Origin of the sequence: Amycolatopsis pithecellobii, from assembly GCF_009707865.1 — a bacterium.
In the GTDB taxonomy this organism is placed as follows: domain Bacteria; phylum Actinomycetota; class Actinomycetes; order Mycobacteriales; family Pseudonocardiaceae; genus Amycolatopsis_E; species Amycolatopsis_E pithecellobii.
On the sequence record NZ_WMBA01000005.1, the window covers coordinates 114,773 to 137,038 of the forward strand.

Sequence of the window (22,266 nt, forward strand, 5' to 3'; positions counted from 1 at the left end):
GCGCGACATCCCGTCGCACCGATCGTGGGCGGCAGGCTGCTACATCAACCTGTGGACTCTTACGACCGTAGTCACTCCACTGCCAAACGCAACCCCCTGCCACCCGCCGGGAAGCCCAACCGTTACCGTGTCTCACTGTCCTTTGTGGACAATACGGCGTTCGCCGGAGTCGAGTCGTTCGGTCATGCCCGCCTCGTCGAGCGCCTCCAGTAACGGCACGGCGACGCGCCGGGTGCTGTCGAGGGCCCGGCGGGCCTCACTCACGGTGAACGTCACGCCGAGCCCGGCGAGCACCTCGGCCGCCCGGTCGAACACACCCGGACCGAGTACGACCTGCCCGGTGATGCGGGTCAGCCTGCCGACCCGCTCGGCGGCGGCGAGCTCCTTCGGGCCGAGCCCCAGCGCCCGCAGCTCATCCGCTTCGGGCGCCCGGAACGGATGCTCGGCCAAGCGCCGCTCGATCACGCGCACCGCCCGGTCCACTGTGGACGGCAAATCGCCACCGGGGCGGGTGACCAGCCCGCCGGCCACGCTGAGCCCGGTTCCCGCCAGCAGTGGAACAACCAGGTCGGCATCCGGCAGGCCGAGCCGATGCCGGAAGGCTTCGACCGGCATCCCGGCGGAAACCGGGTCGGCCGCCAGCCAGGCGCCGAGCACCCTGGGTGCCTCCTGGCGCAGATTGGTCCAGACCTCTGGGTCGGCGAGCCAGCCGCCGGCCCGCACGCCGGTCGCGGGCAGGCCGAGCGCGCGGACGTCGTCGAGCGCGGTGAACGGCGCGAGCCGCGGCTGGCCGGCCAGTTCGGCGGCCCGGGCGCGCGCGGCGCCGCGGCCACGCAGCCGGGGCGGCCGCGCGTCGAGCACCTCGGCCCCGGCCGGAACGCGATGCTCCCCTGGGTCGCGCACCAGGCCCCGGTCGCCCCGGCGTACCGGAAGCGCCTGGGCCAGCGACAGTCTCGCGGTGTCACGGCCGAGCGGGCGGACCCGGCAGCCGACCCCGGCAGAACCGAGGTGCAGCACCAGATTCCGGTGCAGGTCCGCCGCCTCGGCGCCATGCAGCCGCACGTCCAGCTCACTGCCGGTGCGCCAGGCACCCGGCGTGACCAGCGCGTCACCACGGCCGATCCGGTCACGCTCGATCCCACGCAGGTTCAGCGCCACCCGCGCGACCGCGGCGATTTCCCGGCACGGCTCCCCGAGCGCCTGGAGCCCGCGGATGCGCACCCGGGTGCCGTCGCGGGCGAGCACGAGCTCGTCGTCCTCACGCAGGGTGCCCGCGGTCAGCGTGCCCGTGACGACCGTTCCGGCGCCGCGGATGGTGAACCCGCGATCCACCCATAACCGCACGTCGGCGCCGGTGTCCGGGTCCGGCAGCCGCGCGGCGAGCCTGCCGAGCTCCGTCCGCAGTGCGGCCAGCCCCTCGCCGGTGATGGCGCTGACGGCCACGGCGGGAACGTCACCCAGCGTGGTTTCGGCGATCCGGGCGCGGGCGAGGTCGAGGGCCGGCCGCGGATCTGCCCGGTCGGCCTTGGTGACGGCCAGCAGGCCGTGCCGGACCCCCAGCGCATGCAGGGCGGACAGGTGTTCCTCGGACTGCGGCATCCAGCCCTCGTCCGCGGCCACCACGAACAACACGGGTGGCGCGGTGCCGACCCCGGCCAGCATGTTGGGCACGAACCGCTCGTGCCCTGGCACGTCGACGAAGGCGAACCGCTCACCGTGCAGCCGGGTCCAGGCGAAGCCGAGATCGATCGTCAGCCCGCGCCGGCGTTCCTCGGCCCAGCGGTCCGGCTCCATCCCGGTCAGCGCCCGGATGAGGGTGGACTTGCCGTGGTCGACATGACCGGCGGTGGCTATGACGCGCACCGGCGCACCGCCTGGTCGAGTTCGGCGTCCTGCTCGGGCGTGATCGCGCGCAGGTCCAGCAGGCAGCGGTCCCGCTCCACCCGGCCGACCACCGCGGGTGTGCCGGCCCGCAGCAGTTCGGCGAACCGTCGCGGCAGGCTCACGGCCGCGCTGGGCAGCGGGACTCCGGGCGCTCCGCCGCCACCGACTTCGGCCACACTCTCGACTGCCCGCGCGCCGAACCCGGCGAGCCCCGCGGCGAGCTTCGCGGCCCGTTCCGCGAGGTCGTCCGGGGAGACGTCGAGGGCCGCGCGAACCGGCGTGACCGGCCCGCGCACCGACGCTTCCAGTGCCGCGAGCGTGAGCTTGTCCACCCGCAGCGCGCGGGCGGCCGGGTTGCGGCGCAACCGCTCGATCAGGCCTGCGTCGCCGAACATCAGCCCCGCCTGCGGGCCGCCGAGCAGCTTGTCACCGCTCGCGGTGACCAGATTCGCGCCGGCCCGCAAGGCGGAATCGGCGTCCGGTTCGTCCGGCAACGCCGGATGCGCGGTCAGCAGGCCGGAGCCGATGTCCGCCACGAGCGGAACCCCGAAGCCGGTCAGTTCGGCGATGTCCGGGGCGGCGGTGAACCCGGTGACGCGGAAGTTGGACGGGTGGACCTTGAGCACGAACCCGGTGCCGGGCCCGATCGCTTCGGCGTAGTCGCGCACGTTCGTCCGGTTCGTCGTGCCTACTTCGCGTAACCGGGCCCCGGCCGACATCAGCAGTTCCGGGATGCGGAACCCGTCACCGATCTCGACGAGTTCGCCGCGGCTGAGCACGATTTCCTTGCCCTGCGCCAGTTCCAGCGCGGTCAGCAGCAGGGCGGCCGCGTTGTTGTTGACAACGTGCACCGCTCCCGCGGCCGGGACCGCTTCGGTCAACGCGGCCAGCGTTCCCTCGCCACGGCGTGCGCGGTGCCCGGTGGTGAGGTCGAACTCGACGTCGGTGTACCCGCCGGCCTCCGCGACCGCGTCGAGTGCCGCCGGGGACAGCGGCGCGCGGCCGAGGTTGGTGTGCACGATGATCCCGGTCGCGTTGAGCACCCGCCGCGAGGACGAAGCCGTGGGCGGCAGGGCGGCGAGCACCTGCGCGACCACGTCGTCCGGCGCGATCTGTCCGTCCCGCACCCGTTGCTGCGCCACCACCACGGCGGCCTTCACCAGATCGCGGCCGAGCCGGCGCTGTGCCTGCACGAGTTCAGGACACGCCAGCACGGTGTCGGTGCGCGGGACGAGGCGGCGGGGATCAGTCATGGCGCTCCTGGCGGAGGCGGACGGGAATCGAACCCGCCAACGGCAGGATCTGCCGTTCAACGGTTTTGAAGACCGCGCCGGTCACCAGACCGGATACGCCTCCGTGGACCATGCCGACATCCTGCCAACATCGCGGGATGCCCGCAGCGGGACGACAATGGGCCGATGACCGTACGGCTCACGCAGTACGCACACGGTGGCGGCTGTGCCTGCAAGATCCCGCCCGGCGAACTCGAACAAATGGTGTCCGGCCTGACCGCGGCGCGCCCCGGCAACCCGCCGGGCGAGCTGCTGGTCGGGCTCGACGCGGGTGACGACGCGGCGGCGGTGCGCATCCAGGACGGGCTGGCCGTCATCGCCACCACGGACTTTTTCACCCCGGTCGTCGACGATGCCTATGACTGGGGCCGGATCGCGGCGACCAACGCGCTGTCGGACGTGTATGCAATGGGCGGCACCCCGGTCGTGGCGGTCAACCTGCTGGGCTGGCCGCGCGAAACCCTGCCGTCCGAGCTCGCCGCGGAGGTGCTGCGAGGTGGTCTGGACATCTGCATAGCGGCGAACTGCCATCTCGCCGGCGGGCACAGCGTCGACGATCCCGAACCGAAGTACGGCCTGGCCGTCACCGGTACGGCGCACCCGGAACGCTTGCTGCGTAACGATTCCGGCAAACCGGGCACCCCACTGTCGCTGACCAAGCCGCTCGGGATCGGGGTGCTCAACTCGCGGCACAAGGCGACCGGGGAACGCTTCCCGGCGGCGGTCACGGCGATGACGACACTCAACGACACGGCGTCGGCGGCGGCGCTGCGGGCCGGGGTCGCCTGTGCCACCGATGTCACCGGCTTCGGGCTGCTGGGTCACCTGCACAAACTGGCGCGGGCGAGCGGGGTGACCGCGATCGTGGACTCGGCGGCCGTGCCGTACCTGCCGGGCGCCCGCGAAGCCCTGCGCGACGGCTACGTCAGCGGCGGGACCCGGCGGAACCTGGACTGGGTGCGCCCGCATGCCGACCTGACGGCCATCCCCGAGGACGAAGCCCTCCTGCTCGCGGACGCCCAGACTTCCGGCGGCCTCCTCATCGCGGGCGAAATCCCCGGCGCCCCGGTCATCGGCGAACTCACCACCCGCGGGGATTGCACGATCGTCGTCCACTGAGCCGGCCTCAGCTGTCCGTCAACCGCTGCCCGATCACATCCGCCACCTGGTCCGGGCGGGTGCGGGTGAAGTAATGCCCGCCGCCGCCGAGCTCGGCCAGGGCCGGTTGCTCGACGAACAAACCCCAGTCGTGCCAGCCGGTTTCGTAGCCGTCGGTGAGTTTGTCGTCGGTGGCCACCACCATCGTCGCCGGGACGGGCAGCGGCCGCCGGTCCGCCGACCGGCGCCCGGCCAGCAGGAACTCGTTGGCCAGTGTGGCATCGTGCCGGAACGTGCGCGTCACCAGCTCTTCGAAACCCGCGCCCAGGTGGTCCAGCTCCGCGGTGCCGGTCCACGCGGCGAGGTACTGCCGGATGTCGTCGAACGTCAGCGATTCGGTCTCCCGCAAGGTTTCTTCGAGCTGCGCGACGGGGGCCACCAGCATGGCCGCCAAAAACAGGTGTCGCACCTCGTGGCCGTGCTCCGTGAGCCGCCGTGCGACGTCCAGCGCCAGCGGCGCGCCGTTGCAGTGGCCCCACAACACCACCGGGCCGGACACGGTGCGCTCGATTTCGGCGGTGACCAGCTCCGCGGTGGCCGCGAAACTGCGCAGATCGTCCACTGTGGACCCCGGCGCGTGCCCGGGCAGCTCCACCGCCGCGACCGCCACCCGGCCGTCCAGCCGCGCGACCGCGTCCGCGAGCGGCTTGAAGTGCACGGCATTCCCACCGGCATAAGGCACACACACCACGGTCGCGGCCGGTTCGGCGACCTCCGAGGTCAGCGGGATCAGCACGCCACCACGGTCTCCCGCGGCCTCCTCGGCGGCCTTGACCAGCTCACCCAGCCGCGAAAACCGCAGTACATCAGGCAAAGTGACGAGATCGGGCAGCAGCAAGGCAATCTTCATCGCGGCCAGTGAGTTGCCGCCGATCTCGAACAGGTCATCGTCGAACCCGATTCGCCCGGCCGGGATGTCCAGTATTTCGCTCCACGCCGCCAACACCCGGCGGCCGACATCGGACAGCCCCGGTTCGGGTTCGGGGCCGCGCAGGAAGGCGCTCAGTTCGGCCGGGGTCGAGTACCGGTACAGCTCCCGCAACGACACCGGCGGCAGTCCTGCCTGACGCAGTTCGCCGGACAATCGCACCGCGAGCAGCGAATTGCCGCCCGTGGCAAAGAAATCGTCGTCCGGCTCGATGTGCTCGCCGAGGATCTTGCGCCACACCGCCAGCACGGGATCACCGGTCTCGGTGGCCGGTTCGGCAGGCGGGGCACTCGTCGCGAGCTTGCTCGTGTCCACCTTTCCGTTGACCGTCAACGGAAGTTCGGACACCAGCGTGACGGCGGCCGGCACCATGTACTCCGGCAGGTACTTCGCCGCACGCCGCCGGATGTCCATTGTGGACGCAGCAGGCGAGGCCACCACGTAAGCCGCCAGCCGGACGTCGGCGGCGTCCCCGTCGTCATCGAGGACCACCACGGCGTCGGTCACCCGCGGGTCCTCCAGCAGAACCGAGCGGATCTCCCCCAGTTCGATCCGGAATCCCCGCACCTTGACCTGACTGTCGATCCGGCCGAGGTGGTCGAGCCGGCCGTCCTGGCGCAGCCGGCCCAGATCACCGCTGCGGTAAACCCGTTGCCCCGTAACGGAATCCGTGACGAACCGGTCGGCCGTCAGGTCCGGCTGGTTCAGGTAATGACTCGCCACGCCCGCGCCACCGACGTAGATCTCGCCGGGCACACCGAAGGGCTGGACCCGGCCGGCGGTGTCCCGCACGGATACCGACCAGCCCGGCAGCGCTCGCCCGACCGACCGCGAACCGGCGGCGACTTCCCGGGGTGTCACCGTCTGGCTGGTCACGTGCACCGTGGTCTCGGTGATGCCGAACATGTTCACCACGCGGCACCGGGGGTGGCGGCGCAACCAGCCGGGCAGGATCCGCACGTCCAGCGGTTCACCGCCGAAGATCACCAGGCGCACCGCGAGGTCACCGGCGCGCCGCTGATCGACCTCGTTGAGCGCGGAGAACGCCGACGGGGTCTGGTTCACGATCGTGACCCGGTGCCGCACCAGCAGGTCGTGGAACTCCTCGGGGTCGCGGGCGGTGAAGTACGGCACGACGACGAGCGTCCCGCCGGACAGCAGCGCACCCCAGATCTCCCACACCGAGAAGTCGAACGCGCTGGAGTGAAACAACGTCCAGGTGTCCGCCGCGCTCAGGTTCAGGTCCGCGCTGGTCGCGGACAGCAGCGCGCCGATATTGCGATGCGGCACCGCCACGCCCTTGGGCCGCCCCGTCGAGCCGGAGGTGTAGATGACGTAGGCGATGTCGTCCGCACCTGCCTTGACATCCTCGATGGGTGGACCGTCCAGTTCGAACGGACGCAGCACGGTAACGCCGTCCACGGGGAAATCCGCGCCCGCGAGCACCACCCGGATACCCGCGTCGGCCACCGTGTAGGCCAGCCGCTCCGCCGGATAGGCGGCATCCATCGGGACATACGCGGCACCGGCCTTGAGCACCCCGAGCAGCGCGACCACCAGATCAGCGTCCCGCTCCAGGCACACGCCGACCCGGTCACCCGGCGCCACGCCGTGTTCGCGCAGCGCACCGGCCACCTGCCCGGCGCGGAAGTCCAGTTCCGCATAACTGAGCGTCCGGTCCACATCGGACACCGCGGGGGCGTCCGGTTGCGCCAACGCGACCGTACGGAACAGCTCGTGAATACCGATTTCGGCAGCGGTTTCACTCGCCGCTGTCCGTCCTTTTGCGACGATCGTGGCGACCTCGGCGGGGTCCATCAGCTCGATATCGCCGACCGGGGTATCCCGCGAAACGTTCGCCAGCGTGTCCACGACGCGGCACATGTGCCGGGCGAACTGCGCGGCGATCTCCGGCGCCAGCACGCCCCGGTCGTAGTGGAACGTCCCGCGTAGCGCACCGTCGGCAGCGTGCTCCCACGCGAGGGTGGCCGGGAAGACCGGCGCGAGGACGGGCCGGTAGGTGTCCCCGGACCGCTCCTGAGTGACCAGCACGCCGACCGCCGATGTCGCGCCGGAGGCCGGGGCAGCCTCGAACAGAGCGGACACCGGCGTCGCGTCCTCGACCGGCGTACCCATGACGGTCCAGTGCGTGGCGGCCCGCGGACCCGCCGTGCACAGGGCGAATTCGGTGCTCTCGCCGTAGCGGGCGAGCACCAGCGAAGTCGCCGCCGCCAGCAGTTCCCGTGCGTCCGTGCCGGTCACCGTGGTGGTGAGCGGGACGGTCCCGGACCGGCCGGCCTCGGCCGGATCGCCAAGGCCCCACGACAGGCGCGCGGTGTCACCCGGTTCGGGCTCGCCGCCGGGTGCGGGCAGCTCGACCGGGTGCGCCGGGTCCACGAGCGCCGTGGCCAGCTGATCCAGGGCGCGCCGGTCCACCGCGTCACGCCGGGCGACCAGCACCAGGTCGGCCACGCCGTCGGTGTAGCCGAGCACGACGGCACGCAGGATCTGCGGCGCGGCACCGATGACCCGGCCGCTTTCCCTTGCGCGGTAACGGTCCGCGGCCGTCTCGTCCGACGCGATCGGAAGGTCCTCGGTGAACAGCCGCGCGCCGCGAAGCTGTGGCACGCGTTCCGCGAGCGCGGCCAGGTTCGCGCTGAGATCGCCGGTGCCGGCGGGAAGTCGTCTGGTCAGGCTGTGGCAGGCTTCGCCAGGCATCGTGGGTCCTTTGCTCGGTCAGCGTGCGGAGAATCCGGCGTCCACCGTGGTCACCGTGCCGGTGACCTTGCGGGAGTCGGCGCCGGCGAGCCAGAGTGCGGCGCCGGCGACCTCGGCGGGGTCCACCACCGAGTTCATCGCCACCGACTCCAGGTCGATGGCTTCCTGTTCCTCGGTACTGATGCCCAGCGAACCGGCGACGACCGAGGTCATCTGGCCGTCGAAGTCCGGGTCGTCCCGGACCGGTCCCGGGCACAGGGCGTTCACCCGGATGTCGAACGGGGCGTAGTCGAGTGCGGCCGATTTGGTCAGTCCGATCAGCCCGTGCTTGGACGCGACGTAGGCGGCGAAGTGCCGGTAGCCGACCAGGCCGGCCGTCGAGGAGACGTTGATGATGCTGCCCGAGCGCTGAGCGGTCATGACCGGCGCGACGGCGCGGATCAGCCGCCACGGCCCGGACAGGTTGACGTCCAGCACGACCGCCCACTCCTGCTCGGTGTAGTCGTGCGCCGGCTTGCCCGCCGGTGCCCCGACGCCCGCGTTGTTGATCAGGACGTCGATGCGGCCGAACCGGTCCACCGTGGCTGCGGCGGCGGATCGGACGGCCTCGGCCGAGCGCACGTCCGCCGGGGCCATGAGCACGGACGCGCCGTGCGCCCGGCACAACTGCGCGGTCCGGCTCAGCTGGTCGCCTGAACCGAGCGGATAGGGCACATCCGGCAGGTCACCCGCGATGTCGATGAGCACGACGTCCGCGCCCTCCTCGGCGGCACGCACCGCGCACGCCCGGCCGATCCCCCTGGCCGCGCCGGTGATCACGACGGTACTCCCGGAAAGCTTCATCAAGGTACCTTTCGCCATCGCCGGTCAGCTTTTCGCGAGTGTCGTGGATATCAATTCCAGCAATGGTCCCGGGTCATCCGCCAGATACATGTGACCACCGGCCATCCCGGTGCACGAGAATTCCGAGGCGGTCACTTCCCGCCAGCCGTTCACCTCCTCCCGGGAAACGAATTCGTCGGCCTCGGCGAATACTGCACTAATCGGCACGGGTAACGGCTCGGCAGCCCGCGGCCGATAGGTTTCGTCCATTTCGAAATCCGCGCGCATGGCCGGCAGCAGCAGCTCCCGCATTTCGGGGATGTCGAATGCCGGGTGCCAGTACCCGGTAGTGCGCCGCACGTGAGCCAGGAATTCATCGTCGGTCATTCCGGCGACATCGCTGACGCGGCCCGCCGACGGTGGCCTTGCCGCGCTGACAAAGAGATGCCGCACGTCCACTCGGCCGTCGTCCAGCAGCCGCCTGGTGACTTCGTACGCCAGAGCCGCGCCGAGAAAACAATGCCCGAACAGCGCGACCGGACCATTTCCGGCGGTCTCGATCGCAGTTTTCACCACATCGTCGGCGGCGGCGTGCAGGTCCCGGTACGGTTTCTCGTCGACCCGCCTTTCCCGGCCGGGTAACTGCACCGGCGCGGCCACGACTTCGCGAAGTCCGAGCTTGTTCCACGGATGAAAGAAACTGGCCCCACCGCCCGCGAATGGCAGGCAGATCAAAGGTAACACGCACAGCCCCCAGACGTGTCCAGCAATTCGTCGTTCGGACCGTAACGCGAGGCGGCTATTTCACGCAAACAATGGCCTGGTACGACCGGCGATCGTGCCCGGCAGGACACCGAACCTACCCGAACAGCCGCACCGCCCACATCGTTCATCATGCAGCGCACGAAGTTCGCATCCCGAACTCTTCTTACCGCAAGGGTTGAGCGAGAGGTAGACGCGGGCAAATTCGTTCCGTATCATGAACACACTGTTCACAGTGCGCACATTACTGCTACACCGGACGACCGCGGCCGGCCCGCGTTCCTGTTGGGAGGAAAACCGGCATGATTACTGCCGACAGTGTGATCATCAGTACCGCCGTGACGGGCTCGGTGCACGTGCCGTCGCAGAGCGAGTACCTGCCGATCACGCCACAGGAGATCGTGGCGGAGTCGCTGGCCGCCGCGGAAGCCGGTGCCGCGGTCATCCACCTGCACGCCCGGCATCCCGAGGACGGCAGGCCCGCGTTCGAACCGAGCGTGTTCGAGCAGATCATCCCGCCGATCGCCGAGCAGTGCGACGCGGTCATCAACATCTCGACCGGCGGCGCCACCTCGATGACGATCGAGGAGCGGCTCGCCGCCGCGACCCGCTTCTCCCCCGAGCTGGCGTCGCTCAACATGGGATCGATGAACTTCGTCTTCTCCGGGATCGCCGGGAAGGTGACCGACTGGAAGCACGACTGGGAGAAGCCGTATCTCGAAGGCACCTACGGCCGCCCCTTCGTCAACACGTTCGCGCAGATCGAGTACACACTGCGGGAGCTGGGCGAGAAGGGCGGCACCCGGTTCGAATACGAGTGCTACGACATCGGGCACCTCTACAGCCTCGCTCACTTCGCCGACCGCGGCCTTGCCCAGCCGCCCTTCCTCATCCAGGGCGTGTTCGGGGTGGTCGGCGGCATCGGGGCCGACCACGAGAACCTCACGCATATGGTCGCGATCGCCGACAAGCTCTTCGGCGCCGACTATCACTTCTCCGCCTTCGCCGCCGGGCGGCCGCAGATGCAGTTCGGTACGCACAGCGCGTGGCTCGGCGGGCACGTCCGGGTCGGGCTCGAGGACAATCTCTACATCGGCAAGGGCGAGAAGGCCAAGAGCAACGCCCAGCAGGTACGCAAGATCCGCGAGGTGCTCACCGATCTCGGCAGGCCCATCGCGACCCCGGCCGACGCCCGCCGGATGCTCGCCCTCAAGGGCGCCGAGAACATCAAGCTGTAGGGAGCGTTTTGAAAGTGGCTTGCCTAGCGGTGCGGGTAGCGGAACCTCAGTCCCGCCCGCCAGCCCGACCACCAGCCCTGGCGGACACGCTGCGCGCGGCAGCACCTTCGCCACGTCGGCGCTGTCCTCGCGAGGAACCACCTGAGAATTCGGCAGCAGAGTGCAAGCTGACGGCCCACAGCAAGCGGCTCCGCCGCTGATAAAACACAACCTGGTACCGAGAACCGAGAGGAAAGACAACGTGTCCGAGAACGCATCCGGGTTGCTCGCCGGCAAAGTCGTGCTCCTGGTGGGCGCGAGCGCGGGCATCGGCGCCGACGCCGCATCGGTCTTCGCCGAGGAAGGTGCCTCCCTCATGCTCACCGCCCGCTCGGAGGACGCGCTGGCCACGCTCACCGAGAAGCTCACCTCGGCCGGGCACGACGTCGCCTACACCACGGGCGATGTCAGCGTCGCGGCCGATGTCGCGGGGTTCGTCGACGCCACCGTCGAGCGGTTCGGACGGCTCGACGGCGCCTTCAACAACGCGGGCATCAACCAGCAGGGCCGGCTCGACGAAGTGTCCGAAGAGGACTTCGACCGGGTCATGGCGATCAACGTGAAAGGCACCTGGCTGTGCCTGCGCGAGGAAATCCGCGCGCTGGGCGAAAACGGCGGGTCGATCGTCAACACCAGCAGCATCGGCGGCATCCGCGGCGCCACCGGGCTCGGCGCATACCAGGCCAGCAAGGCCGCGGTCATCGGGCTCACCCGCACGGCGGCGCACGATTTCGGGCCGCTCGGGGTGCGGGTCAACGCGATCGCCCCCGGTCCCACCGATTCGCCGATGTTGCGCGCGTGGCAGGAAAACGACCCGGCGGCCGTCGAGCGCCGCGTGTCCGCGGTGCCGTTGCGCAAGGCCGGCACCGGGGCCGAGGTGGCGAACGCCGCCGCCTGGCTGCTGAGTGACCGGGCCGGCCACATCAACGGCGTCGTCATGCCCGTCGACGGCGGGCTCACCGCCTAGCCCCCCGCGACGTCATGGCGAACGGCGACGCGTCCGGCTCGGATATCCAGGCGGTGCACCGGGTCGGCCAGATCTGCGCGCTCTTCGGCCCGGAGACCGGCGAGCTCACGGCCGCCGATTTGGCCGAGCGCCTCGGGCTCAACCGCACGACGGCCTACCGGTACTGCGTCTCGCTCGTCACCGCCGGGATCCTCGAGCGCGGGCACCGGCGCGGCACGTTCGCCCTCGGCGGGCTGATGGTGCAGCTCGGCATTCACGCGCTGGGACGGCGGCGGGTCGTCAAGATCGCCCCGCCCTATCTGGCGGAACTGCGTGCCTCGGTGCGCGCGACGACGGTGCTCGCGGTGTGGGGCGCCCGTGGACCCGTCGTCGCGCTGGTCAACGAGGACGTCAGCCGCACGGTCGTGGTGACCGTGCACGTCGGTGCCCAACTCGACCTCGACTCGGCGCAGCTGCGGGTTTTCCTTGCCTGCCAGGACGATCAAGTCTTCGAGCGAATCACCGACGGCATGCCGGAGGACCGGCGGGCGGAGCTGGCGGACGACGTGCACCTCGCCCGGCACAACGGCTACAGCGTCGTGAGCCACTCGGGCGGCCTGTTCGCGGCGGCGGCCCCGGTGTTCGACGAGTACGGGATCTGCGCCACGGTCGCGTTGCTCGGTGCCCACCAGCCGGTCGATCTGTCGGCCGGTTCGCCGGTGCTGACCGGGCTGCTGGGCACCGCGAGTACCCTCACCGCTCGAATCCGAACGTCAAATCCTGCTCAGGTCCCCTAGCTGTCACCGGTTCGGCACTGGCAGGTTGTGACCACAGGCTCAGCGGGATGAGGCGAGCAGGTCATGACCTTGACGGCAGATCAGTCCACTTTGGCCGGGCAAGTGCGCCGGTTGTACTTCGGTACGGCCGGCGATGACACGCAGCTGACCGAACTGGCGCGAGCGCACCATTCCCTCGCCCGCGCCAGGCAGACCGGCGAATCGGTGCTCGGCGTTTTCCACCGCACCGCGCGTATCGACGGCCGGGCGACGGCGACGACGGTCGTGCAGATCGTCACCGAGGACCTGCCCGGCCTGCTCGACTCGGTTGTCGGCGAGCTGACCCGTGGCGGGCACCGGATCCGGCAGGTCGTCAGCCCCGTCGCCGTGGTGTGGCGGGACGCCGATCACTTGCTGCGGTCGGTCTTCCCGGAGCTGGACCCGGAAAATCCGCCACCCGGCGCGGTCGTCGAGTCCTGGATCAGCGTGGAGATCGACCGGATCGGTAACGCGGACCGCGCCCGCGAACTCCAACAGCGGCTGACGTCCGTGATCGACGACGTGCGTGCGGTGGCGGCCTCCGGCGAGGAGATGCGGGAGATCGCGCGTGCGGTCGCCGCCGCGGTGACCGATGCCGGCACCGGCGCACTCCTGCGGTGGCTGGCCGACGGCCACTTCACGTTCCTCGGTTACCGGTTCGACGACCCCCTGCGCACCGGCGACGGTCTCGGCTTGCTGCGGGACGGAAGCTCACTCGTCGCGGGGATTCCCATCCCCGCGTCCGGACCGGGAATGATTCTGGCGCCGGCGAGTGGACCGTCCACAGTGTACTGTCCGGGTGAGCCGTGCTACCTCGGAATCCGGACGCAGCGTGGGGGCCGGATCACCGGCGAGCACCGGTTCGTCGGCACCTTCACCGCTTCCGCGCGACACGAGGACATACGGACCATCCCGGTCGTCTCCGATCGCGTCGAGCACGTACTCACCCGGACCGGTGTGTCCGGGAAATCCCGCACGGGCCAACGAATGCTGGAGATCCTGGAGGATCTACCGCGCACCGAGCTTTTCGCCGCGGACGAAGTTTTCCTGCACCACATCGCGACGGGCGCGCCGGCGCCTGCCGAACTGCACCAGCCACGGGTGTTCATCCGGCGCGACCCCCACGGCCGGTTCTTCTCGTGCCTGGTTTTCCTGGCCGCGCAACGGTACACGACCGCCGGCCGGCTCGCGATGCGCGACGTGCTGCGGTCGGAATTGGGCGGGGCGTCGGTGACCGAGCACGTGCGCACTGCCGGCCCGGCGACGACGATGATCCACTTCGTCGTACACACCGATCCGCGCCCGCGGCCCGAACCCGATGTCGCCCGCATCGGCGAACGGCTCGCCGCGACGGTGTGTGGCTGGGACGAGCGGCTCGTCGACGCCGTACTCGCGGGGCGGCACGGCGAATCCGGCACCACCGAGGACGCCCGGCGTTATGTGAAGGGGTTTCCCGAGGCGTACAAGGAGAAGTTCGACGCCGAGACCGGGCTGGACGATCTGCTGCGGCTGCGCTCGCTCCCCGCCGACGCGGGCCTGGACACCTGTGTGTACCTCCCGCCCGGCGCCCGGCAGGCCCGGTTCAAGCTCTACCTCAGCGGGCGGCGCGAAACACTGTCCGAGATTCTGTCTATTGTGGAGGGACTCGGCACCGGCGTCCTCGACGAGCACTCGTACGAGATCACCGTCGACAGCATCCCGTATTGGATCTTCGACTTCGGGCTCACCGTCGACCGGCCCGAGGTCTGGCGTGACCCGGCGATCCGCGACCGGTTCGAAGAAGCGTTCACCGCCGTGTGGCGCGGCGATGCCGAATCCGACCGGTTGAACGCACTCGTGGTGCGTGCGGGCCTCGACTGGCGGCAGGCCGCGTTGCTGCGCGCCTACACCAGGTACCAGCACCAGACCGGAAATGTCCATAATGAACAGTCCTTATCGGACGCGCTGCTGGCGTGGCCGCGGATCGCGGCCGGACTGGTGCGGTTGTTCGAGCAACGGTTCGATCCGGATTTCCGGGGCGAGGACCGGGAAAACGGCACACGCGAGCTCACCCGGCTCATCGACGACATTCCCGATCCGGGCGAGCACTGGCTCCTGCGCGGGTGTCTCGACCTGATCCACGCCACGGTCCGCACGAACTACTACTGCTTTGTCGGCACGCGTAACGGTGGCGGCCGCGGCCAGGTGCTGTCGCTGAAACTGGCCGGCCCGGCGATTCCCGCGCCTGCCGAGATCTTTGTGTACTCACCGCGGCTCGAGGGCGTGCATCTCCGGTTCGGCCGCGTCGCGCGTGGCGGGCTGCGCTGGTCGGACCGGCGCGCGGACTACCGGACCGAGATCCTCGACCTGGCCAGGGCACAAGCCGTGCGGAACTCGGCGATCGTGCCCGCGGGCGCACACGGTGGGTTCGTGCTCACGCGCCCGCCCGCCGACCGGGACGCGCGGCGCACGGAAGCCGAGGCGTGCTACCGGATGTTCGTCGCCGGGCTCCTCGATCTCACCGACAACATCCGCGACGGGCAAATCGTGAGCCCGCCGCGGGTTCTCCGCTACGACGGCGACGACCCGTATCTGGTGGTGACCGCCGGCCAGGGAACGTTTTCCGCTGCCGCCAACGACATCGCGCACGCGTACGGGTTCTGGCTGGGCGACGCGTTCGCGCCCGCCGAGCGGTCGAACACCGCTGTGGTCTGGGAAAGCGCCGGACGGCACTTCCACGAGCTGGGCCTGGATCCGGAGCGCGAGCACGTCACCGTGGCGGCGATCGGCGACCTCTCCGGCGCCGGAATGCCGCACCATGTCCGGCTGATCGCCGCGTTCGACGACCGGCACATCTTTCTCGACCCCGCACCGGATCCGGCGGCCTCGGCGGCGGAACGAGAACGGCTTTCGGGCGCCTCGCTGGCGGACTACGACCCGGCGAAGCTCAGCCCCGGCGGCGGAGTGTGGCCTCGCACTGAGAAGGCCATCCCGGTCAACCCGATCATGCGCGCCGCACTCGATCTCGGCAGCACCGTGGAATGGTTGTCCGCGGACGAAATGGTCCGCGCGATCCTGCTGGCCCCGGTCGATGTGCAGTGGCACGGCGGGAGCGGCACCTACGTCAAGGCGGCCACGGAAACCCATGCCGCCACGCGGGTTCGCGATGCGGTCGACGCCGCCGAGCTGCGCGCCAAGATCGTCGCCGGCAACCTCGGCCTGACGCGACGCGGCCGGATCGAGTTCGCCCGCGCCGGTGGGCACGTCGTCGACGATGTGGCCGCGATCGCCAACTCGGACCGCGAGGTCAACGTCAAAATCCTGCTCGCCGACCTGGTCGCCAAGGGCAGGCTGGGCACCGCCGAACGCGACGAACTGCTGGCCGCGGTGACGGGCGAACCGGCGAAACCCGGCAGGCGGCACCGCACACTCGGGGTCAGCCGGGCGCACGCGGCCCGGCACGTGAGCGTGCATGCGCGGCTGGTCGCCGACCTCGAATACCGCCACGGCCTTGACCGGGCGACCGAGACACTCCCGGGCGAGCGTGAGTTCGCCGCGCTCGTCCGGGAGCACCAGGGCCTGAGTTCCCCGGAACTGGCCACGGTGGTGGCGCACACCAAGAACGCGCTCAAAGCCGAACTCCTCGCGAGCGACCTGCTCACCGATCCCGCCCTGCTCCGGCACGCGGCCGGGTACTTCCCGCCCACCGTGAGAAAGCGCTTTCCGGCCGCGATCGAGCAGCATCCGTTGCGCCGTGAGATCGCGGCGACGGTGCTCGTGAACGAAGTCGTGGATCATGGCGGACTGACGTATGTGTTCCGGCTGACCGAGGACCTTGCGGTGGACTCCGCGGACGCGGTGCGGGCGTTCGCGGTGGTGAGCGGCAGCTACGACCTGCGCTCGACCTGGGAGTGGATCGAGGCCGCGGGCGAGCAGCTGCCCCTCGCGGTGACCGATCAGCTCGTCCTGGACACGCGCACCTTGCTCGATCGCGCCGCGCGGTGGCTGCTTTCGCGACGGACCGCACCACTCGACGTTACCGCCGAGATCGGCCGGTTCCGTCCCGTCGTGCGAGCCCTGCGCCCCAAGCTCGGGCGCCTGGCGTGCGGCGTCGCGCGCCAGGCGGCCGACGAACGGGCGCGACAGCTGATCGCCGACCACGTGCCGCTGCTGCTGGCGACCCAGCTGGCGAGCCTGCCCTCGGCGTATTCACTGCTGGACATCGCGGAGATCGCGGAACTGACCGGGCACTCGCCCCAGCAGACCGCCGAGGTCTACTTCGCCCCCTCGGAGCACGAAGACAGCCGGTTGCGCGCGGTCACCATAGAGGCACTGCGCGGTGGTGCCGGGCAGAAGATCGCCGGCTGACCGAGAATCGCGGCTAGACCGTTTCGAAAGTGGTTTGCGTAGCGGTGCGGGTAGCGGTGCCAGTTGATGGCCCGCAGCAAGCGGCTCCGCCGCTTGCGAAACGGTCCTAGGCGACGCGGTCCATGTCCTGGGTTTCGGACAGCTGCCGCAGCGCGTCGAGGTCCGGGCCGATCGTGCACCGGACGATCTCGTGCGCGCGCTCGTTGTCGATGTCGCCCAGAACCGGGCTGTGCCACAGCGACATCGCCATCTCCAGCAGGTCGGCGGCGACCACCGGCGAGGGCTCGTACTGGGACCGGCGGCCGAGGTGGATCGCGCGGTGCAGGTCGACCGACAGCGGGTCCACCTCCAGTTCGTAGCCGGAGCCGACCGTGCGCAGCGCGGCGCCGGTGCCCTCCAGCGCGCGGCGCAGGCGCAGCACGGCGTTCTTGAGCTGGCTGCGCGCCGAGCGTGGCGGCCGGTCGCCCCAGAACACCTGGATCAGGGTGTCGATGGTGACCACCCGGTTGACGTTGACCAGCAGCAGACCGAGCAGGCACCGGTCGCGCTCGCGGCCGAGGTCGAGCGGCTCACCTGCGTAAATCGCTTCGACGCCACCGAAGACGCCGAACCGCAGGAGTTTCGTGCTGTGCACTGTGCCCATCGCTGGCTGACCTTTCCGGGCCGGATGTGTTCCGCTTATATTCGGTCGCACCGTGACCGGTGGCAACGGCACTTGACGTAGGCTTGAGGAAGCACTTCGGGCGCACAACTTCGTCCATTGTGGACAAAGCAGCGAGAGGAACCAGCCATGACAGCCGAGCCGACGGCGCGACCGGAGCCGCCGCACGGCGAGGCGGCAGGCCCGCGGCAAGGCGGCCTGCCGGCGACGGCGGCGCTCGGTGCCACCCTGGTTTTCACGGTGGCGGCGGGCTGGCTGGACCTGCATCTCTACGGCACCATCGGGCGGCTCACGTCGACCGTGTTCGTGCTGGGCTGCGTGGCCACGGTACTGGCGGTGCGGCGGCGCGGTCTGCTGCTGGTGATGCTGTCCACGCCGCTGGTGCCGATCCTCGCGATCCTGATCGTGGTGCTGGCGTTCACCAGGCACAACCCGGACACGACGGTCCTGCTGCTGTCCGCAGCCCAGCCGGTGGTCTCGCACTTCCCGGCGATCGCCGGCATCACGGCACTGGTCGCCGCTCTGGGCGCACTCCGCATCTTCCGGCCCCGGAGGTCCACAAAGGACACCGAAGGCCGCGAGTCCTGACCGGCCACAATGGACTGACGCTCATCAGCTGCTGAGCTGCTGATGAATCCAGGCCGCCACCACATCCACCCGCGCCAGGATTTCCGTGCCGGGTTGCGGACATTCGGGCCCGGAGTCCTCGATGGCGACGAGCCTGCCGGTCACGCCGTCGTCGGTGATGAAGAACGGTGCACCCGAATCGTCGTGGCACGGGCTGTTCTCCACCGTCCGCGCCACGACCGGCACCGCGTCGAGCGTGCTCTCGTTGACCTTCGAGACGGTGAACACGCCACGCTTGAGGTGATCCGACGAGGAGACGACGGTGGCCGAAGTCGAGCCCCAGCCCGCGAATTCCAGCCGCTGACCGGGCGCCGGCCTGGTCTCCACGAGCGTCAGCGGGACGATGCCGGAGACCGGGGCGCTCAGCTTCACCACGGCGAGGTCGTTGACCGGCGACTGGCGCACGTCCACCACCCGCACCGTGGTGCCCCCTGGCTCGCTGTCCTTGGTCTTGCCGACCGTCACGTTCATGGTGTACTGCGGTTTTCCGCCCACCCGCACACCGTTGACGTCGTGGAAGCAGTGCCCGGCCGTGATGACCCAGTGCGGGTCGATCAGCGAGCCACTGCACCCGCCGGCACGCACGCCGCCACCCGCGACGGGAATGTCAGCGGAAGTCAGCTTCGCGTTGAACGGCAGCACCGGTGCCACGGCCGGCGCGGCACTGGGCGGCGGGGTGGGTGCGCCGCTGGACGGCGGCGCCGCTCGCGCCACGGGCGGCGCCTTCCGGTCCGCCGCGTCGACCTGCTGCGTCGAGACATACGCGAAGGCCGCCCCGGCACCCAGCATCGCCGCGAACGCCAGCGCCCCATGCTTCTTCGAAGTTTTCCTCATCACCCGGTAAGACGTCCGAGAGCACCGGAAAGGTTCGATTCAGTGGGAAAGTAACATCTCCGTGCGCCGGACGGCTGCGGCTCGCTCCTCCTCGTTGGTCGCGAGTGCCCGCACGACCGGGTCCCCTGGCCCACGCCGCGCCCGCAGCTCCGCCATCCGGTCGGCGAACGACACCGGTTGCCCGTCCGGGCCGGTGGTCATGTCGCAGTACCACAGCGCGTCCCGCACCACGCTCTGCTCGTCGTCGAACGCGGCCAGCTGCTCGGTCAGCCCGGTGAGCTCGGCGACCGCCGCCGCACCGGCATGGTGGGCGACCAGCGCGCAGATACGCTCCGGCCAGCCCGCGCGGGCCAGGTACCGCGCACCGTCCAGCTGATGGAAATCCAGTTCGGCCACGTCCGGGGCGTAGCCGATGTCGTGCAGCCACGCGGATGCGGCGAGCACTTTCCCGTCCTCGTGTGACAACAGCCCGGCGATCTCGGCGGCGCGGCGCGCGACACCCTGCGTGTGCGCCCAGCGGCGCGGCAGGGTGCCGGCGAGAAGCCGTTCCGCCGTCCGGGCCGCGATGCGGTCGAGGTCGAGGTGGGTCCGCACGAGCCGCTCGACGAGGATCGGCACGAACGTGACTATCCGGGCCTCAGCGAACCGGGCACGGGCGCTTTCGACCCATTCGTGCAGCACCGCCGGCGGCACTTCGTCCCGCTCGTCGCGCAACCGTCGTTCCAGTTGCCGCAGCTGCGTGTCCAGGTTGGGCTCGCGGACCGATTCGATCGTGTCCATTCGTCGTCACCCTCCGATTTCGCACGTACAGACTCGCTCGCCGGCGGCCGCACGCACAGAGCCGAAAGTCCTTACCGGACGGTCAAAACTGCCCGCGGAGCCGGTCGAGCGCGCGGCGGTCGCGTTTCGTCGGCCGGCCCGCCCCGCGTTCCCGGCGGGCGACCGGCACCACTGCTTCCGGCGGCGGCGCGGGGGTCCGGTCGATGAAACAGGTCGCGGCGTCGGCCGCGCCGACTCTCTTGTGGATCACCCGCACCACCTCGACGGTCCGCGTCCGGTCACCGACGCGGGCACGCACCTCGTCCCCCGGCGACACCGTAGTCGCGGGCTTGGCGGGACGGTCGTTGACGCGGACATGCCCGCCCCGGCAGGCCGCGGCCGCGTCCGGGCGGGTCTTGGTCAACCGCACCGCCCACAGCCACCGATCAACACGAGTCGACTCCACAGCCGCCCATCCTGGCACGCGATCACCGCTTCTCACATCCGCACACCGCCCGCGCGGGCGGGTCCGGAATCGTAGGTGGCCTCGTGACGGCGGCCACTTCGCTCGCGCGCTAACGTCTCGCGTGAAATATTCTTCCACGCGAGACATTGAAAGTGGACGTATCGAAGCCACACGGACCAGGAGGGCCGTCATGCAGTTCGGAGTGTTCAGCGTCAGCGACGTCACCACCGACCCCACCACGGGCGAGACGCCGGACGACACCGAGCGTGTCCGCTCGATGGTCACCATCGCGCAGCACGCCGATGAGGCCGGGCTGGATGTGTTCGCGACCGGCGAGCACCACAACCCGCCGTTCGTGGCGTCCTCCCCCACCACGCTGCTGGGGTACCTCGCGGCCTCGACCGAGAACATCATCCTGTCCACCTCGACCACGCTGATCACCACCAACGACCCGGTCAAGATCGCCGAGGACTACGCCATGCTGCAGGTCCTGTCGAACGGCCGGATGGACCTCATGATGGGCCGCGGCAACACCGGCCCCGTCTACCCGTGGTTCGGCAAGGACATCCGCCAGGGAATCCCGCTGGCCGTGGAGAACTACGCGCTCCTGCGACGACTGTGGGAAGAGGATGTCGTGGACTGGGAAGGAAAGTTCCGCACCCCGCTGCACGGGTTCACCTCGACGCCGCGGCCACTGGACGGCGTCCCGCCGTTCGTGTGGCACGGCTCGATCCGCAGCCCGGAGATCGCCGAACAAGCCGCCTACTACGGCGACGGGTTCTTCCACAACAACATCTTCTGGCCCATGTCGCACACCAGGAAAATGGTGAACTTCTACCGGCAGCGCTTCGAGCACCACGGGCACGGCCCGGCGAGTCACGCCATCGTCGGCCTCGGCGGGCAGGCGTTCATCCGCAAGAACTCCCAGGACGCGTGGAACGAGTTCCGCCCGTACTTCGACAACGCGCCGGTCTACGGGCACGGCCCGTCGATGGAGGACTTCACCGCGTCCACCCCGCTGACCGTCGGCAGCCCGCAGCAGGTGATCGACCGCTACGCGAAGATGCGGGAGGACGTCGGCGACTACCAGCGCCAGTTGTTCCTCGTGGACCACGCGGGCCTGCCGCTCAAGACCGTGCTCGAGCAGATCGACATCCTGGCCGAGGAGGTCGTTCCCGTGCTGCGCAAGGAAATGGAGAGCCTGCGCCCGGCGGATGTGCCCGCCGGCCCGCCGACGCACGCCGAGCGGGTCGCGCTCCGCACCCACGAACTGGCCTCGTGAACGAAGGGAAAGCCATGAAGATCGTGACCGTGTCCGCCGGGCTCAACCAGCCTTCGTCCACCCGCCTGCTCGCCGACCGGCTGAGCCAGGCGACCGTGGCCGCGCTGGAAGCGGGCGGGACCGCGGCGACCGTCGAGACCATCGAACTGCGCGACATCGCGCACGACATCACCAACGCGATGCTCACCGGTTTCCCCGCCGGCAAACTGCCGGGCGTCCTCACCGGACTCGCCGGCGCCGACGCCGTGATCGCCGTGACGCCGATTTTCACGACGTCGTATTCGGGACTGTTCAAGTCCTTTGTGGACATTCTCGACCCTGGCACGCTGACCGGCATGCCGGTGCTACTCGGGGCGACCGGTGGCACCGCACGGCACTCGCTGGCGCTGGAGTACGCGGTGCGCCCGCTGTTCACCTACCTGCATGCCGACGTTGTCCCCACCGGCGTCTTCGCCGCGACCGACGACTGGGCTGGCGAAGGCGACCGCGTGAACCCGCTCCCCGAACGAATCGACCGCGCCGGGCATGAGCTCGCCGCGAAGATCCGCACCACCGGGCGGGAAGGCGTCGCCGATCCGTATGCCGGCGTCGATCCGTATGCCGGCGTCCCCAGCTTCAACGAACTCCTCGGCCACTAACGGCGCCGTATAGGTCGTTATACGAATTTCGTGGCGAGAACTGGATCTTT

The 22,266-nt window shown here is 70.0% G+C and carries 17 protein-coding genes and 1 tRNA gene; 8 read left to right on the plus strand and 10 right to left on the minus strand.

What is annotated here, in order from left to right:
* Positions 1-132: 132 nt before the first annotated feature.
* The 3 genes from selB to GKO32_RS05320 form a co-directional block, all read right to left on the minus strand.
* Positions 133-1,863, minus strand: coding sequence for a selenocysteine-specific translation elongation factor (gene selB, locus GKO32_RS05310; RefSeq protein ID WP_312867510.1), 1,731 nt, complete (start codon positions 1,861-1,863; stop codon positions 133-135).
* Positions 1,851-3,137: an L-seryl-tRNA(Sec) selenium transferase gene (gene selA / locus GKO32_RS05315; protein WP_154755635.1), complete on the minus strand. Its 1,287-nt coding sequence runs from the start codon at positions 3,135-3,137 to the stop codon at positions 1,851-1,853. Before selA ends, selB begins: the two co-directional genes overlap by 13 nt.
* Before the next feature lie 8 nt (positions 3,138-3,145).
* Positions 3,146-3,240 (minus strand) — tRNA-Sec (locus GKO32_RS05320).
* 62 nt (positions 3,241-3,302) lie between these two features.
* Here GKO32_RS05320 and selD point away from each other — a divergent pair.
* Positions 3,303-4,295, plus strand: coding sequence for a selenide, water dikinase SelD (gene selD, locus GKO32_RS05325; protein WP_154755636.1), 993 nt, complete (start codon positions 3,303-3,305; stop codon positions 4,293-4,295).
* A gap of 7 nt (positions 4,296-4,302) precedes the next feature.
* On the opposite strand, the gene GKO32_RS05330 is transcribed toward selD, so the two are convergent.
* Genes GKO32_RS05330 through GKO32_RS05340 form a run of 3 tightly spaced genes read right to left on the minus strand, consistent with a single transcriptional unit; the run spans position 4,303 to position 9,546 of the window.
* The gene (locus GKO32_RS05330; RefSeq protein ID WP_154755637.1) at positions 4,303-7,980 is read right to left on the minus strand and encodes a non-ribosomal peptide synthetase; all 3,678 of its coding nucleotides are present in this window, start codon (positions 7,978-7,980) and stop codon (positions 4,303-4,305) included.
* Between the two features lie 18 nt (positions 7,981-7,998).
* A complete protein-coding gene (locus GKO32_RS05335; protein ID WP_154755638.1) occupies positions 7,999-8,823 on the minus strand; it encodes an SDR family oxidoreductase in 825 nt (274 codons plus the stop codon).
* Positions 8,824-8,847: 24 nt separating this feature from the next.
* Complete coding sequence (locus GKO32_RS05340) at positions 8,848-9,546, minus strand: thioesterase II family protein (protein WP_166459392.1); 699 nt, start codon at positions 9,544-9,546, stop codon at positions 8,848-8,850.
* Positions 9,547-9,866: 320 nt separating this feature from the next.
* Here GKO32_RS05340 and kce point away from each other — a divergent pair, with 320 nt between their 5' ends.
* From kce to GKO32_RS05360, 4 genes are all read left to right on the plus strand, one after another.
* A complete protein-coding gene (kce, locus tag GKO32_RS05345) occupies positions 9,867-10,802 on the plus strand; it encodes a 3,5-dioxohexanoate:acetyl-CoA acetone transferase (RefSeq protein ID WP_154755640.1) in 936 nt (311 codons plus the stop codon).
* A gap of 241 nt (positions 10,803-11,043) precedes the next feature.
* Positions 11,044-11,808: an SDR family NAD(P)-dependent oxidoreductase gene (locus GKO32_RS05350; protein WP_312867511.1), complete on the plus strand. Its 765-nt coding sequence runs from the start codon at positions 11,044-11,046 to the stop codon at positions 11,806-11,808.
* A 14-nt stretch (positions 11,809-11,822) separates the two neighbouring features.
* Positions 11,823-12,584: an IclR family transcriptional regulator gene (locus GKO32_RS05355; protein WP_154755641.1), complete on the plus strand. Its 762-nt coding sequence runs from the start codon at positions 11,823-11,825 to the stop codon at positions 12,582-12,584.
* Positions 12,585-12,647: 63 nt separating this feature from the next.
* Positions 12,648-16,949, plus strand: a complete 4,302-nt coding sequence (locus GKO32_RS05360) for an NAD-glutamate dehydrogenase domain-containing protein (protein ID WP_154755642.1) — start codon at positions 12,648-12,650, stop codon at positions 16,947-16,949.
* A 106-nt stretch (positions 16,950-17,055) separates the two neighbouring features.
* On the opposite strand, the gene GKO32_RS05365 is transcribed toward GKO32_RS05360, so the two are convergent.
* Complete coding sequence (locus GKO32_RS05365) at positions 17,056-17,592, minus strand: AfsR/SARP family transcriptional regulator (RefSeq protein ID WP_166459393.1); 537 nt, start codon at positions 17,590-17,592, stop codon at positions 17,056-17,058.
* A 147-nt stretch (positions 17,593-17,739) separates the two neighbouring features.
* Here GKO32_RS05365 and GKO32_RS05370 point away from each other — a divergent pair, with 147 nt between their 5' ends.
* Positions 17,740-18,198 (plus strand): DUF6542 domain-containing protein, encoded by a 459-nt coding sequence (locus tag GKO32_RS05370; RefSeq protein WP_166459394.1) that lies wholly within the window; start codon positions 17,740-17,742, stop codon positions 18,196-18,198.
* A 24-nt stretch (positions 18,199-18,222) separates the two neighbouring features.
* Here GKO32_RS05370 and GKO32_RS05375 read toward each other — a convergent pair whose 3' ends face one another.
* The 3 genes from GKO32_RS05375 to GKO32_RS05385 all read right to left on the minus strand — a co-directional run bounded on the left by GKO32_RS05375 (position 18,223) and on the right by GKO32_RS05385 (position 20,296).
* On the minus strand, positions 18,223-19,071 hold the full coding sequence (locus GKO32_RS05375) for a S1 family peptidase (protein ID WP_246243192.1): 849 nt from the start codon (positions 19,069-19,071) through the stop codon (positions 18,223-18,225).
* Between the two features lie 39 nt (positions 19,072-19,110).
* A complete protein-coding gene (locus GKO32_RS05380; RefSeq protein WP_154755645.1) occupies positions 19,111-19,851 on the minus strand; it encodes a three-helix bundle dimerization domain-containing protein in 741 nt (246 codons plus the stop codon).
* A gap of 82 nt (positions 19,852-19,933) precedes the next feature.
* Positions 19,934-20,296 carry an Hsp15 family ribosome-associated heat shock protein gene (locus tag GKO32_RS05385; protein WP_312867512.1) on the minus strand — a complete coding sequence of 121 codons (363 nt, stop codon included), beginning with the start codon at positions 20,294-20,296 and terminating at the stop codon, positions 19,934-19,936.
* A 190-nt stretch (positions 20,297-20,486) separates the two neighbouring features.
* Between GKO32_RS05385 and GKO32_RS05390 the strand changes: the two genes are divergently transcribed.
* Both GKO32_RS05390 and GKO32_RS05395 read left to right on the plus strand, forming a co-directional pair.
* Positions 20,487-21,578: an LLM class flavin-dependent oxidoreductase gene (locus GKO32_RS05390; protein WP_154755647.1), complete on the plus strand. Its 1,092-nt coding sequence runs from the start codon at positions 20,487-20,489 to the stop codon at positions 21,576-21,578.
* A gap of 14 nt (positions 21,579-21,592) precedes the next feature.
* Positions 21,593-22,216, plus strand: coding sequence for an FMN reductase (locus GKO32_RS05395; protein WP_154755648.1), 624 nt, complete (start codon positions 21,593-21,595; stop codon positions 22,214-22,216).
* Positions 22,217-22,266 lie beyond the last annotated feature (50 nt).